At 42.2% G+C, this 13,171-nt stretch carries 16 protein-coding genes, 1 tRNA gene and 1 pseudogene; 5 read left to right on the top strand and 13 right to left on the bottom strand.

Annotation, left to right across the window (positions count from 1 at the left end):
- The 3 genes and pseudogenes from KDK67_RS03260 to KDK67_RS03250 all read left to right on the top strand — a co-directional run.
- Positions 1 to 388: IS66 family transposase (locus KDK67_RS03260; RefSeq protein ID WP_250867403.1), on the top strand; the 388-nt coding region annotated here is incomplete at its 5' end.
- 137 nt (positions 389 to 525) lie between these two features.
- The gene (locus KDK67_RS03255; protein ID WP_250867402.1) at positions 526 to 993 is read left to right on the top strand and encodes a hypothetical protein; all 468 of its coding nucleotides are present in this window, start codon (positions 526 to 528) and stop codon (positions 991 to 993) included.
- Positions 994 to 1,039: 46 nt separating this feature from the next.
- Positions 1,040 to 1,546: pseudogene (locus KDK67_RS03250) on the top strand (hypothetical protein); the annotation flags it as partial.
- Positions 1,547 to 1,579: 33 nt separating this feature from the next.
- On the opposite strand, the gene KDK67_RS03245 reads toward KDK67_RS03250, so the two are convergent.
- The 12 genes from KDK67_RS03245 to priS form a co-directional block, all read right to left on the bottom strand.
- The gene (locus tag KDK67_RS03245) at positions 1,580 to 2,062 is read right to left on the bottom strand and encodes a hypothetical protein (protein WP_250867400.1); all 483 of its coding nucleotides are present in this window, start codon (positions 2,060 to 2,062) and stop codon (positions 1,580 to 1,582) included.
- A 148-nt stretch (positions 2,063 to 2,210) separates the two neighbouring features.
- Positions 2,211 to 2,498: a hypothetical protein gene (locus KDK67_RS03240; RefSeq protein WP_250867399.1), complete on the bottom strand. Its 288-nt coding sequence runs from the start codon at positions 2,496 to 2,498 to the stop codon at positions 2,211 to 2,213.
- Between the two features lie 15 nt (positions 2,499 to 2,513).
- Positions 2,514 to 2,954, bottom strand: a complete 441-nt coding sequence (locus KDK67_RS03235) for a tyrosine-type recombinase/integrase (protein ID WP_338101227.1) — start codon at positions 2,952 to 2,954, stop codon at positions 2,514 to 2,516.
- Positions 2,955 to 3,429: 475 nt separating this feature from the next.
- Positions 3,430 to 3,547 (bottom strand) — tRNA-Ser (locus KDK67_RS03230).
- Between the two features lie 50 nt (positions 3,548 to 3,597).
- Entirely contained in the window at positions 3,598 to 4,827 is a 1,230-nt protein-coding gene (locus KDK67_RS03225; protein WP_250867397.1) for a TIGR00375 family protein, read from the bottom strand.
- Positions 4,828 to 4,836: 9 nt separating this feature from the next.
- Entirely contained in the window at positions 4,837 to 5,625 is a 789-nt protein-coding gene (locus tag KDK67_RS03220) for a proteasome assembly chaperone family protein (protein WP_250867396.1), read from the bottom strand.
- On the bottom strand, positions 5,618 to 5,788 hold the full coding sequence (locus KDK67_RS03215; RefSeq protein ID WP_250867395.1) for an RNA-protein complex protein Nop10: 171 nt from the start codon (positions 5,786 to 5,788) through the stop codon (positions 5,618 to 5,620). The genes KDK67_RS03220 and KDK67_RS03215 overlap by 8 nt, the downstream gene beginning before the upstream one ends.
- Before the next feature lie 6 nt (positions 5,789 to 5,794).
- Entirely contained in the window at positions 5,795 to 6,592 is a 798-nt protein-coding gene (locus KDK67_RS03210; protein ID WP_250867394.1) for a translation initiation factor IF-2 subunit alpha, read from the bottom strand.
- A 10-nt stretch (positions 6,593 to 6,602) separates the two neighbouring features.
- Positions 6,603 to 6,788: a 30S ribosomal protein S27e gene (locus tag KDK67_RS03205; RefSeq protein WP_250867393.1), complete on the bottom strand. Its 186-nt coding sequence runs from the start codon at positions 6,786 to 6,788 to the stop codon at positions 6,603 to 6,605.
- The gene (locus KDK67_RS03200) at positions 6,785 to 7,063 is read right to left on the bottom strand and encodes a 50S ribosomal protein L44e (RefSeq protein ID WP_250867392.1); all 279 of its coding nucleotides are present in this window, start codon (positions 7,061 to 7,063) and stop codon (positions 6,785 to 6,787) included. The genes KDK67_RS03205 and KDK67_RS03200 overlap by 4 nt, the downstream gene beginning before the upstream one ends.
- 15 nt (positions 7,064 to 7,078) lie before the next feature.
- Positions 7,079 to 7,789: a hypothetical protein gene (locus tag KDK67_RS03195; protein WP_250867391.1), complete on the bottom strand. Its 711-nt coding sequence runs from the start codon at positions 7,787 to 7,789 to the stop codon at positions 7,079 to 7,081.
- Positions 7,779 to 8,951: a DNA primase catalytic subunit PriS gene (gene priS / locus KDK67_RS03190; RefSeq protein ID WP_250867390.1), complete on the bottom strand. Its 1,173-nt coding sequence runs from the start codon at positions 8,949 to 8,951 to the stop codon at positions 7,779 to 7,781. Before priS ends, KDK67_RS03195 begins: the two co-directional genes overlap by 11 nt.
- Positions 8,952 to 9,101: 150 nt before the next feature.
- Between priS and rqcH the strand changes: the two genes are divergently transcribed.
- Together rqcH and KDK67_RS03180 are read left to right on the top strand one after the other, a co-directional pair.
- Positions 9,102 to 11,093 carry a ribosome rescue protein RqcH gene (gene rqcH, locus KDK67_RS03185; RefSeq protein ID WP_250867389.1) on the top strand — a complete coding sequence of 664 codons (1,992 nt, stop codon included), beginning with the start codon at positions 9,102 to 9,104 and terminating at the stop codon, positions 11,091 to 11,093.
- 49 nt (positions 11,094 to 11,142) lie between these two features.
- A complete protein-coding gene (locus KDK67_RS03180; protein ID WP_250867388.1) occupies positions 11,143 to 12,186 on the top strand; it encodes an mRNA surveillance protein pelota in 1,044 nt (347 codons plus the stop codon).
- Between the two features lie 22 nt (positions 12,187 to 12,208).
- Here the strand turns inward: KDK67_RS03180 and KDK67_RS03175 are convergent, their stop codons facing one another.
- Positions 12,209 to 13,090 (bottom strand): DNA integrity scanning protein DisA nucleotide-binding domain protein, encoded by an 882-nt coding sequence (locus tag KDK67_RS03175; protein ID WP_250867387.1) that lies wholly within the window; start codon positions 13,088 to 13,090, stop codon positions 12,209 to 12,211.
- Between the last annotated feature and the right edge of the window lie 81 nt (positions 13,091 to 13,171).

Raw genomic sequence — 13,171 nt, 5'->3', positions numbered from 1 at the left:
GATAAAAGAATTCGAAGATTGTTATAATCGTATAGTTCATACTGGGTTGGAAGAGAATCCACCACTCCAAATACAATCAAAGAAACGTGGAAGAAATAAACAAACCACGGCAAAAAATCTGCTGGATCGTTTCATGAATTACAAAAATGACATTGTCAGGTTTATGTACGACTTAAAAGTCCCATTTGAGAACAATCTCGCAGAAAGAGATGTGAGAATGATGAAAGTACAGCAGAAGATATCAGGAACGTTCCGAAGTGTGCAAGGAGCACGTTCTTTCTGTCGTATAAGAAGCTACATTTCTACTGTTAAGAAGAATCAACTTTCTGTGATGAAAGCTATTCAAGATGCAATCGATGGAAAGCCATTTGTTCCAACGATTGTTTGATTTTAGGGTTGCAAATTAATTTTTTGTATTATAGTCAGTCATACAAGATTGACGATAGGTAGGCTGAATAGTTACAATTAATTAAACTTAGCTGAAATGTTAAGTTCAAAAAAAACCCAGAACCAGCAGAAATACCATTGCCTGATAATCTGGCATCCCTGCGTTTCCTTTCATTCGTAGCATTCAACAAAAATGGATTTGCAAGTTTTAGAGACATAGTAGATGCTACCGGAATACCTGAAAGGTCAGCATGGCGATACTTGGAACAATACCGCATACTCGGAGTCCTGGATATAATAAGAGATACATGCACAAGGGTCTTTTTTCGAAATGAGAACACATGGATAAACATCAAAGGTGCACTTATCAAGCTTTCCAATTATCTTGATTTTGGATACAAGAGCATTTATGGGTACATTATGTACGATACTAAAACAGTTCGTGCATGGAAAGACAGAGACAAGAACCTCATACCAATGACACAACACAATAATGACATTATTAGGGTGGATACGCAACAAGATTATGACAGACTAAAAAGAGAGTTCGATGCTCTCGGAATAGTTCGCCGTCTGGTTTTAACCAGACTGGACTGCTCTATCTGATGTCTTAAGGCATGAATATTCCGATTTTGAATATCTAACACTTCTCGAACCGCATGATAGCGGATTCGCTCATATGCATGTTGCTGTTTGGTGTGATGATTTAGATATTGATAAAATCCGCTCTCTGTGGGTTGAGAAGTATGGTATAAGTGATTCAGACTATTGCAGACTTGATGAGCGTTCCACAGGTGGTGCAATTAGAAGTCTTACTGCATATCTTGTTAAATACATTGAAAAGTCGCTTTGTAGGTCTTTTGATAAGCCTGAGTGGTTTGTCTATAATGCAGTTCTTTGGAAGACAGGAAGGCGTATTTACAGTGCTTCTAAAGGTGTTCATTCCTGTATGAAGTGGGAACGTGAATCAAATGTTACAAATATTTGGATTCGTACTTCTGTTGTTGGTCGTGGTGGTGCTAAAACGATCAATCAAAATGATGAATTTTTGTCTTTGCTGTATGCCCTTCGTGGTGATTTGAGAAAAGATATGCCATATATCAGAAATGATAGTCAATCATTGATTTTGGCTCCTTGGCATAAGTGGGCTGCTGCATGAATAGCCGTAGCTTTATTTTCATATCATGTTATTTTATAAATAATTAAATATGTACCATGTGCCTAGTATAAATATAAGTAAAATACTCGAGATTATCCCTAAATATATTTTTTTTGAATCCACTTTTTCTTTAAATAAATCATATTTAAGGTTTAATTTTTCTGAATTTTGAGGCGATAGTAAAGAGTAAAAGAATAATACTGCAAACATTATTTTCAAATAATTTGTTTTTATAGGTGAAATCGTTTCTACTGCAGATACTTCTATAAAAGAAGTGAGAAAAATCGCATACGATATTGAAAAAAATATGACAAGTATGTCAATTGAAAGCCATTGTTTTGTCCTTGTTAACATTATGTAATAGCATAATCCAAATAATAATAAAATTGTAAATGGCTTCACTAATATGTTTAATTCGGTTGATTGTATTGAAATTATAAATCCGCCCACGATTAAAAACATCTGAATGAGCTTTTCTCTGCTCTCTACTTCTTGTTGGCTTTTGTCGGAGTCCATTAATAATCCATTTAGGTACTCGTTGTAATAATTTATAACTTTTGTTTTTTTTTTGTATGTGGTTTTTTTGTGAATGCAACAAATTGATTGGTGCCGATGCCGGTTTTCCGGCGCGACGGTCATTTTGCATCACTAAGATTATATTATTTCAAGAAATGTTCTCCATAATGTCAATAATGCTAGGGTCATCCTTTATCATTGCCATAAGCTTTTTAGCAATCTCATTTCTTTGTTCTTCTATGTCTATCATATTTTCAATAGTAAGAGATGCACCACATACACTACAAAAAGTAGATGTTGCACCATTTTTGTGCTTGCATCGTGGGCATTCTTGAAAAGAGAGATATGCTTTTTCTTTTTCCGGTTTGAGGCCATACATTTCTAAAAGTGCATTATCGACCTGTGTACCTGAAAGATGAATATAAGTAGCTGGCATCTTTGAACCGTGAATCTATTCGAGGTGTGATTCCATCTGGGCTTGTGTAAGATGTTGTGCTAATTCTGTGCTTCTGGAATGTCTAAATAAGTGGGGATGAACTCTTTTTTTAATTCCTGCTTTTTTTGAAAGTCTTTTAATCACCGCTGCAAATGCATTGTATGTCATGTGCTTATTATGAGTGCATACTCCTATGTTTATCCATACATAACTTTCTGGATCTTCTCTGTATGGATGAATTTCTAACCATGATGCAAGGTATGGACAACTTGAAATTATTCTTACTCGTCTTCTTCCTGTTTTCCCATCTACATGGATTGTTCCACCATATTGGTCGAAAACGATATGTTTTATTTTGAGGTTCCCAATTTCACAAATTCTACACCCCGAATCATAAAGAATTGCTATTAAGGCTCTATCTCTATTATTTGAAGCTGTGAGTATCATTTTTATGATATCATCTTCCGTTAAAGCTCATTAGGAATATGGTTATTTGGAATTTTAAGGTGTGTCCAGTTTGTATAATTAGGTTCAATCCCATCATTAAACCATCTGTAGAATCGTTTGATTGTTACCTTATAATCATGTTTTGTCCATTGGCTCATATCTCTTTTTTCGATTTCACCAATAACTCGAATTATCTCATTTTTAGAAGGATTAAGCAAGTCTAAACTATGTATGTTTAGTAAAAGTCCGATGTGACTCAAGTATTTAGTAACCCGAATTGGTTTTAGACCTTCAGCAAAAAGTGTATTCTCGAATTGTGATATAATTTGCTTCTACTCATCTGAATAATCGCTATTATATATTTTATTTTGTGCGCGCAATAAATTTAGGATGTGGTTATAAATCATAATTCTCACTTGGTGGCTTATTAAAGATAATTAAGCCAAATGGAGTGAAAGTATTAGGATTTGAACATAAAATAGAACGCCGAGGTTGGGATTCGAACCCAAGCACTCCGTTAGGAGAAACAGGTCTCGAGCCTGCCGCGTTTAGACTCCGCGGCATAAATACACCGTTGGATTAGTCCGCTCTGCCACCTCGGCACTGTTCTGTTTGATGGTGTTAATTGAATATATATGTGTCGTAAAAGCTATCAGAAATCGAAAAGGGAACTCTGGGCTTTTGTTTTATTCTGGTTTTGTGTTTCCGTTCCATCTTCCTTTGAGCTTGGTAGCTCTATGTGGCCGTATTCTCCGCCGCCGCCAGGACGAATTATCACTTCACCGTTCCTGAATGCTATTATGGCATCGACTATCCTTTGGTCCACTATACCAAGCTGTTCGGTTTTGCTATCAAGAAGGACTGCGACCTCGTTGCCGAATCTTTCTATGAGGGCTGTCCATGCGGAAGTCACACCTTTTGTGGTGATGCTGGCATGTCCGAGCGCCATCATTATTATTTCAGCAAGGGGGGCAAGGTGTATGTAATCAGGACGGTGGTCGGGATGTTGTGGGCTATCGAGGTCTGCAAGTTCGTTCACTCTGTCCTGAACTCCCTTCTTGATCTGTCCTCTGCATTCAGGACATCTCCAGTTCTGTCTTATGCATTCCTCATGGGTATAATGGGTGTAACATTTGATGCACGCGGATTCGTTATATTTTCCTTCTCCCGGGAAGAATCCTACGTTCAGGGTTGCTTTGTATCCTTCCTTGCGTAGTATTGCTTTTTCAAGTCCTTCAAAATCGATGCTCGGGACCTTGAATCTCGTGAATTCGCGTGCGAGCTTGTTGGACCAGGGGGAATGTGCATCGGAGTTCGTGAGAAAAGTAAGTCTGTGCAGCTCGCTTATGCGATCCGCATAATCGCTGTCTGCACTTAATCCGAGTTCGAGGAATGATATGTATTCCGTCATGTCCCCATAGCAGCTATCAAGGGAATTGTGAGATGCATAAAGGGCTGTCCAGGGTGTGAAGGCATGGCAGGGGCCAATAAGGGCACCCACGTCCTTTGCTATCTGCGCTATCTCGCAGCCGTCAAGGCGTACCGTGGGACGGCCATCAACGGTGAGATCACCATATTTTGACATGGCCTCTGCCAGTTCTTCGGCTTTGGATATCGATGGCAGGATCAAAAGGTGGTGTACGCGGTCCTTATCCTCAATTTCCGTTGTAGGTATGAAATGAGTACCATTGATAGAAATAGTCTCATTGTCCGTAGCGGCTCGTTTAATTTCCTCAAGCCATTTTGGATGAATGCAGTCCCCGGTGGCAACAAGGTCAATTCCTTTTTTCCTTGCTTCAATAGAAATTGTTGACAGCTCCATATTCTTGGAGCATGCCATGGAATATTTTGAATGAAGGTGGAGATCAGCATTGATCTGCATTAGACCAGCTCACCCGATGTATCTTAGATCTTCATCTGTGGCAGTGTCTCTCAACATTTCCGGTTGCTGCTGCTGCTGTTCCTGTTGTTTTGCTTCCACCAGGTTTGCAACGATCTTTTCCATTTCCTTAGCTCTTTCTTCGAGTTCGCTTACATCTACTTCGATGCCAAGTATCTTGCTAAGTAATGCCAGAAGTGCCTGTGCACTTTTTGGATCGACAAGGTATCCTGAAGTAAGTCCCATCAAGCACGCTGCCTTGATGTTCTTGAACATGCTAAGTCCGAGCAAAAGTCCGGAAGCGCCAACGATACCTCCTCCGGGTTCGTTTGGTTTGAATGTGACCTCATACTCTTTGAGTTCTGTCACCATTTCCAGATCATTGGAAGCGCCCATGACCTCATCAGTATGTGTCAATTGACCTGTGGGGAAGCCGCCAAGGGTGAATATCCTTTTCACTCCGAGTTCTTCAGCAATGTCAATGTAAATTGTACCTAGCTCGTAATGTCCTTCTGTGCTAGTGCTTTGATGATCGCCTGCAAGAAGTACTATATCATTTCCGTTAGCTTTGCAAACATATATCTCGTTATTGACTAGTTTGACAGTACTCTCTTCGTTCACCATTACCTGTGGTGGAAAATGGGGGGAATATATCTCAAATACCTTTTCAGCATCGAGCTTTTCAATAAGGTGGTCAACAACAAGTTTACCTACATGCCCGACTCCGGGGAGTCCTACAAGAAGTGTGGTATTCTCCAGTCGGATATCTTCCTTAAGGCGAATTACGGTTGTTTCACGCATGTTCCATCTCCCGTTTTTTAGAGATTCGTCTATATTTCCCATAAGGATCAAGTGGAGAAAATCGTGCCGGAAGGGGATTGCCTGAGCTCTCACCACATTCCGGACAGTTGTCTTTCAGCGTATAAATATTGCATTGGGTGCATCTTCGAAGCTTATTTCCCAATGAAAATCACGCCTTTGCTGTTTCTATATGTCTGTGGAAAATACCTTTTCCGCCCTTCTTCTCAATAGTTTCGATAGCTTTTTCAGAAGCCTTCTTCAAAACAGCTTCAGCGGTCTTGTACTCTGGTGCGATTACCTTGATTCTGTATCTTGGTGCGCCGGTGTAAGTGACATCTACTCTTACATCGTCCATTTTGACCTTTGCTGCTGCTTTCAATGCTTTCTTTATTACTTCTATCCCATCAGGAAGATTGCTTGTAAGGTCCACATATCCTGCGATATCTACGAATGGAAGTTTAATATTCTCTTGAGAGATACTGACTATCTTTTCAGCGAGTTCCTTGCTAATAGCAATGCCTTCGAAAGCCTCTTCGCCATTAATGGCAGCTTCTTCAAAAGCTATGTAGCAACTTCCAAACTCATCCGACAGAGTAGCTGTTACAGCTCCCATCTCTTCCGGACTGGTGCCCATGTCCTCTGCTACGAACTGAAGCCATTTTGTAGCTTTCTGCTCGTTCTTCCAGTCCTGTATCTTTGCACGCTTCTGGTGCTCGTTCACATCTTTCAATGAAAGATCGATGTGGCGTCGGTTTGGATCTACGTTCAGCACTTTGCAGACGATCTTTTGTCCTTCCCTGACGTAGTCACGAACATATTTAACCCAGCCGGCTTTGACTTCGGAGATATGGATGAATCCTTCCTTGCCTCCATATTCCTCAAGAGTGGTGTAGGCCCCAAAGTCGACTACGTTCTTTACAGTACAAACTACAAAGTCGCCGCTTTCTGGCCAATTATTATTATCCATTCTACACCCTTTATTCAAGGACTTCCAGGATATGTGTTGTTATTGTTGACTTTCCGCCGGTAGACTCCGCGAGTGTTCTTCCACAAACAAGGCAGTTTACCTTGCGGCTTGCACTACCAAAGATCACCTGTTCGTTAGAACAGTCGTTACATTTTACACGTAAAAATCTGCTTTTAGGGGTTGTCATGATTCTCATTCCTTAAACTCGAATTTCTTTGCTCTGAAACATGGTCTCTGATGGGACTTGTTGCAAGTTGCGCAGCGGTATTTAAGTGATACTCTCTTTGTAGGTTTGTCTCCTCCAGGGACCTTTGAGAACTTACCACTGTTTCCGATACCGGTCTGTCTCTTCTTCTGCCTTGCGATATGTGTCATTGCCGATGCTTTGCCTTTTTTCACTCTTTCTGCAATGTGTTCAGTGTGTGTTTTGCAGGATGGGCAATAAGTTCTGAACCTCTTTGGAATTTTCATTATTTACACCTTCTATCAATTTGAATTTATTATCTTTGTAATAAGATGAGCTGCGCCTCGTTTTACCAGAACGTTTGCGTTCATTGCGGGTAAAACAACAACATCTTCTGCATGAGTAGTATAATTTCGTTTATCTACGGCATTAAATGTCGGTAGGTCTTTCAATATTCGGACAACAAAGTATTCTTCATTTATATTCCTTTTGGCTATCTCTGACTTTCCATTGTCTTCAATAACGGCAGGAATTTCTGCGACTGCTACTTTTTGTCTCTCTTTGACAGTATCTGTAGCAACATTGTTCGCTTCCTGTATCCTTGTTTCTACCTTCTCTGCATTAGAACTTGCTGTCGGATCCAGTATAGGTTCCAGCAACTCTCCTCTTGCGACCTGTATTGCAAAAAGGGTTGCTTCATAGACCTTCTGCTCCTCAGGAAGGAGCTTGTCAAGGTCCTGCTTTGGTGGGCTGCTTGAAAACGCATTCGAAGTCGCCCTCGATGTTATTTTGCGTATGCGCCTGATGAATATGGTCTCCACATCGTTGATGGCACTTTGAAGCTCATCTTCAAGGATCTTCGATTCGGGAGAACGCTGGTTACTTATCTGCCTTATCTCTCCTTCCAGTTCATGGATATACTTGTCCACAAGGCCATAGAACCCATGGGGTAATCCTCTTAATGCGGAACTGTTCTCTTCACGGAGTATGCTCTTAAGCTCATTACGGTCCATATTCTGCTGCACCTCTGCACATTAGGTAGATCGCTGCATATTCCGGTAGTTCCTGCACACCTTCCTCAACATGGAGGTCCTTACCTTTCATCTGTACGGCAAAAGGTCTTATCACTTTTAATTTTACCGGCTTGTCCGAAAAAACAATGGCATCGTTCAATGGGTCAAACTCCTCAAGCTGTGCGATGGACAACGATGTGACACGCATCCCTGATTTCCCGTGCAGTGATCCCGGAAGGCGAATAAGGCGCTTTATATCTCCTGTGACCGGCTCATCCACACTTGCAGAAAGCTCTGTGACCGATCGCTCGGCAAGTGTCTGTATAATATCCTTGTTCACACGTGACAAAGCTTCCATATTTCCTTTTTTGAGCAGATCTACCTGGGTCTCGTCCCTTAATATCTCCACTATCTGCCTTGATGTTTTCTTCCCGATCCCCTTGAATCCGGTAAAAAGTTTTTCCGCATCCTCTTTTGCTGCCAGTTCTCTCAGGTATGCTATCATATGACGGTTTATCCTTTCACCCCAACCTCCGTCATCTTCTGACGGAAATACGTTCATTGTGGCCTTCTCACTCCCTGCATCTCCGCTAACACCTTTCTTGACAAATATTTTGTCGAGGTTTAGTCCTCTTCCGCTGATATAATCCACGATCTCCCTCCTTTCTGCACTTTCAAGGGAGAGCACACGCGGATTGCTTATGTGGAAGTGATACCCCCTTCCTCCCGAAAAGACAGCGCCGATATCCTCTTCCTTGAACCCGAAATCGTTTGTCAGGAGGTCATAGAGCTTCAATGTCTCCTTTTTGACATGCTCGAGCATATCAGAATATGAATTGGGTGCTCCCGGGATATGGTCTGCATCAAGGTCAAATATAAGGTCTGCAGCCAGCCACTGCTTTTCTTTCATGGTCGGAGCGTTCGGATACGTATAATATGCAACGGAATAATATACATGAGCAGGTGCCATTCCGGCAAGGTAATCCTCAACCTCGCCGGCAGAACCAAATGCCTTATGCCTCCTCATCACAGTTTCAGGCATATCATCAAAAGAAATAACTCCCCATTCCCGTTCTGGTAGTCTTGCAGGCAGATGAATTTCAGCAGTCCTGTAATATTCCTGGAATTTCGATTTGAGATAATGTTTGGTTTTGAGGTCCATGTATCATTTTCCAATAATTCGGTAATTGTTGGTTTTAACCAATTGATGTACTAATACTATTTCTTTATTGCTTAATCTGGTTGTTCTCTGATAATTTCAGATGATCCCGGATGGATAAACCTTAAGTCCGGTCGGAAGGTATAAGCACCTATGAAACAGGAGATGACGAGTGCAGATGTAGCTGCTCTTGTATCTGAACTTGGCGATGGGGAAGGTTCCCTTATCGATTCCAAGATCGGGAAGATATATCAGCCGGCACCGGATGAGATCAGGATAAATCTCTTTATATTTGGGAAAGGTCGGGACAACCTGGTGATAGAGGCAGGCAAAAGGGCACACATGAGCAATTATGTGCGTGAAAGCCCTAAAACCCCGCAGGCTTTTCCAATGCTACTTAGAAAACATATCCTCGGTGGAAGGATCACTTCTATTAAGCAATATGATTTTGACAGAATAATCGAGATTGGCGTGATACGTGGAGGTATTGAGACCATCCTTGTATGCGAACTGTTCTCGCGTGGTAATATTGTCCTTTTGAACAGTGACCGAAAGATCATCCTGCCTATGAAACCTGTTACCTTCAGGGGAAGGCGTATTCGCAGTGGTGAGATCTATGAATATCCTGAAGCGCAACTAAGTCCTCTTGATGTCGATGCTAATGTAATGTCCGAGCGTTTCATGTCTTCTGATTCAAATGTTGTCAGGACGATCGCGACAAGTTATAATCTCGGTGGGGTCCTTGCAGAAGAGGTCTGTTTAAGGGCAGGTGTGGACAAGAATACCTCTGCAAAGGATGCAAGTCCTGAGGAAGTGGCTGCACTCAGCAAAGCTGTTACAGACGTTTTTGCTCCAATAATCAACCATGAACTAAAGCCCTGTATCATAAAGAAGACTGTGAAAGATGAGTTACAGGCAGTGGATGTACTTCCTCTGGAGCTTATGCAATACTCCGATGCTGAAAAGGAATTTTACCCTTCGTTCAATAAGGCTCTCGATGAGTTCTTTGGTAAAAAGGCATCTGAAGAGGTCATAGAACAGGTAGTTGCTAAAAAGAAGGAAAAAGAGGACGTATTTGAAAGACGTCTGAGGAAACAGCAGGAAGCCATACTGAAATTTGAAAAGGATGTGGCTAAGTACACACTGATCGCCGAAAGCATCTATGGAAATTATCAGACAGTAGAAGAGGTTCTCTCTGTTCTCGAAGCTGCCCGGGCTAAGGGCTATTCCTGGAAAGATATCTGGGACACTCTTAAGAAAGCAAAAGATACCCTTCCAGCAGCGAAGGCTATAGTAAGCATCGATCCAGCGGAAGGGAGTGTGGTAGTAGATCTTGATGTCGTAAATGCGAATATCAATATTCGCAAGACCATTCCTCAAAATGCTCAGATGTATTATAATAAGGCCAAGAAGATCAGCAAAAAGCGAGACGGGGCCTTGATAGCTATCGAAGATACGAAAAGAGCAATGCAAAAGCGGGAACAGAAAGTTTCTAAAAGGCGAAAGGCCGTCTTCAAGAAGCACTGGTATGACCGGTTCAGATGGTTCTTCTCATCCGATGGTTTCCTTGTTATCGGTGGAAGGGATTCTGATACGAACGAGGAGATCGTGAAGAAGTATATGGAAAAACGCGATATTGTTTTCCATACTCAGGTTCCCGGAGCTCCGATAACTGTAATTAAGACCGAAGGTAAGGATATTCCTGAAACTACTCTCGAAGAAGCGGCAAGGTTTGTCGTATCTTATTCAAGTGTCTGGAAATCCGGGCAGTTCAGTGGGGATTGTTACTGGATAAAGCCTGAACAGGTATCAAAGACACCTGAATCCGGTGAGTATCTTAAAAAAGGTTCTTTCGTCATTCGGGGTGAACGTAATTATTACAAGGATGTCCCTGTTGGTGTTGCCATAGGTCTTGACCTGGGTGCAGAGACGCGTGTTATCGGTGGACCTTTGTCTGCGATACAGAGCAATGGGAAGTATGTGATAGAGGTCATGCCCGGCAAGTTCAATCAGAACGATATTTCCAAGAAGTTATATCGTATGTATGTCGATGAGCTGAAAGACCCTTCCTTTGTCAAACAGATCGCATCACCTGACAGAATTGCAAGAATGCTTCCTCCGGGTGAATCGGATATCAGGAAATAACGGTTTTCCGTTATGGATATATGGTCTGGAAACAATATTGGGTATTATCATGAGGGTAACAAAAAGAGATCTGAAACACAACAGGGAAGGGGAGATATCCCTGACCCCGGAAACGCTTGATGATCTGTGGCACCTGAAATATATCATCGAGAAGGGTGACCTGGTCTTTTCTCTCACTAAAAGGAAAGCGGATACTGCGGCCGATAAGCTCAGGCCCGAAAAGGCCGAGAAGAAGACCGTACGCCTCGGCGTGAGGGTCGAGGATGTTGAGTTCCATAAATTCTCTAACCGTCTACGGGTCCATGGTCTTATTGAACATGGAATGGATGCGGGTTTTTATCATACGTTGAACATTGAAGATGGTACGAACCTTTCCATCACAAAATACTGGAAAAAGGATCAGTTAGAACGTGTTAATGAAGCGGAAGCATCTTCCAAAAGACCCAAGGTCATTCTCGTGGCAATCGAAGAAGGGGATGCGGACATTGGTTTTGTACGTCATTATGGAATTGAGATATACTCTCATATAACTCAGTCTTCCGGTAAAGGGGAAGGCACGCTTCGAGAAGTGTTCTTCAGTACTATTCTCGACCAGTTGACCCATGCAATGAGTGGAACTGAGTCGGTGGTAGTTTCAGGTCCTGGTTTTACTAAAGATGATTTCATGAAGTATGCATCGTCTAAGAACTCGGATCTTGTAGCAGGTATCCTTGTTGAGGATACTTCTTCCATAGGCATGTCCGGCTTCCAGGAAGTTCTTCGAAGGGGTGCTGTCGACCGTATCATGGAAGAGTCAAGGATCGCAAGGGAATCCTCTCTCATGGACAGCCTCTTAAAAGAGATAGCACTTGATGGCAAGGTTGCCTATGGTATGGATGAAGTGAAGCAGGCAATCGATTTCGGTGCTGTGGAAACCCTTCTGGTTGCGGATGAGATGCTTCGTCTTGAGAGGGAATCCGGCAACATTGACGGTCTTATACAGAACGTTGAACGTTCACAGGGGAAAATGGTCGTTTTCAGCACAGAATTCGAACCCGGTCAAAGATTACATTCACTTGGTGGAATTGCAGCGATCTTGCGATTTAAGATATGAGAGTTTCGCAAGCATTGCACATTCATTTTTGTAAGGACGGTCTTTCGATATAATCAAGGCATAGCAGTTCCTTTCCGTCCATATATATGCGTACGGTTCCGCCGGATTCTGATATCGTTACTGCTATGGCGAAGGTGTCTCTTGTAATGGCTGCAGCTGAGACATGTCGTCCTCCCAATCCTTGTTCTATGTCTATATCTTTAGCATCGACATCGAGGTATCTGCCGGCAGCCTGAACGATACCCTCTTCTGAAATGACGAACACACCATCAAGAAGTGCGAACTCCTTTACCGATTCCCAGTTCTTCTTATCCAGCAGGTTGCGATGTTCATCCTTGTGTCCTGCGTAAGGGTTGAGTATCATCTGGTGGGAACGCTGCAATACTTCTTCGGTATCTCCCAAAATGAATGCCGTTCCTATCTTATGGCCCTCTCTTCCAGAGGCTGCAATGTCAAATGCAATTGCCAAAGCTACACGCATGACCTCGGGATCTACCCTTTCTTCACATTCCTGAATGGTTCTAATGAGCGGGCTTTGTGATACTTCGTGGGTTACAATGGCACCTGACTCTCTGGTCTGTATGAGGCCTACGATAGTTCCCGTTCGAAGTTCACCTATGATATGTTCGATGGCAGCAGCCTGTTCGATGTGTTGTGTATTGCCGGTGGCCTCTCTTGCCATTGGTTCAAGAATGCTCTTCAGTCGTTTTTCGTCTTCCAGACTGTCGGATATGAGGTTGTCGATGATACTCTTTTGGCGGCGTGGTACATAATATATGGGGATATTGGTCTCAATGCCCGCAAGATCAAAATCTCCGGATACTATTATAGCAGGAGAGCAGAGTTCTTCTGCGATCTTGATCGCATGTTTTGCTAAAATTCCTGTTGTATCTATAGTACCCATATCATCCCTCTAAATTACGAAATCATTGTGTGTTATTTATTATGTACATTCCTGATATATATATATATTATAGTCAAAACA

The organism is Methanococcoides seepicolus (genome assembly GCF_023684405.1).
Taxonomy (GTDB): Archaea; Halobacteriota; Methanosarcinia; order Methanosarcinales; family Methanosarcinaceae; genus Methanococcoides; species Methanococcoides seepicolus.
Note: the sequence above shows the minus strand (reverse complement) of the source record. Positions and strands in the feature narration are given on the sequence as shown.

Coding starts and splice junctions, on each gene's coding strand:
- KDK67_RS03245 (WP_250867400.1), bottom strand. CDS start 2,062: ATGGACTCCGACAAAAGCCAACAAGAAGTAGAGAGCAGAGAAAAGCTC.
- KDK67_RS03240 (WP_250867399.1), bottom strand. CDS start 2,498: ATGCCAGCTACTTATATTCATCTTTCAGGTACACAGGTCGATAATGCA.
- KDK67_RS03225 (WP_250867397.1), bottom strand. CDS start 4,827: ATGCAGATCAATGCTGATCTCCACCTTCATTCAAAATATTCCATGGCA.
- KDK67_RS03220 (WP_250867396.1), bottom strand. CDS start 5,625: ATGCGTGAAACAACCGTAATTCGCCTTAAGGAAGATATCCGACTGGAG.
- KDK67_RS03210 (WP_250867394.1), bottom strand. CDS start 6,592: ATGGATAATAATAATTGGCCAGAAAGCGGCGACTTTGTAGTTTGTACT.
- KDK67_RS03205 (WP_250867393.1), bottom strand. CDS start 6,788: ATGAGAATCATGACAACCCCTAAAAGCAGATTTTTACGTGTAAAATGT.
- KDK67_RS03200 (WP_250867392.1), bottom strand. CDS start 7,063: ATGAAAATTCCAAAGAGGTTCAGAACTTATTGCCCATCCTGCAAAACA.
- KDK67_RS03195 (WP_250867391.1), bottom strand. CDS start 7,789: ATGGACCGTAATGAGCTTAAGAGCATACTCCGTGAAGAGAACAGTTCC.
- priS (WP_250867390.1), bottom strand. CDS start 8,951: ATGGACCTCAAAACCAAACATTATCTCAAATCGAAATTCCAGGAATAT.
- rqcH (WP_250867389.1), top strand. CDS start 9,102: ATGAAACAGGAGATGACGAGTGCAGATGTAGCTGCTCTTGTATCTGAA.
- KDK67_RS03180 (WP_250867388.1), top strand. CDS start 11,143: ATGAGGGTAACAAAAAGAGATCTGAAACACAACAGGGAAGGGGAGATA.
- KDK67_RS03175 (WP_250867387.1), bottom strand. CDS start 13,090: ATGGGTACTATAGATACAACAGGAATTTTAGCAAAACATGCGATCAAG.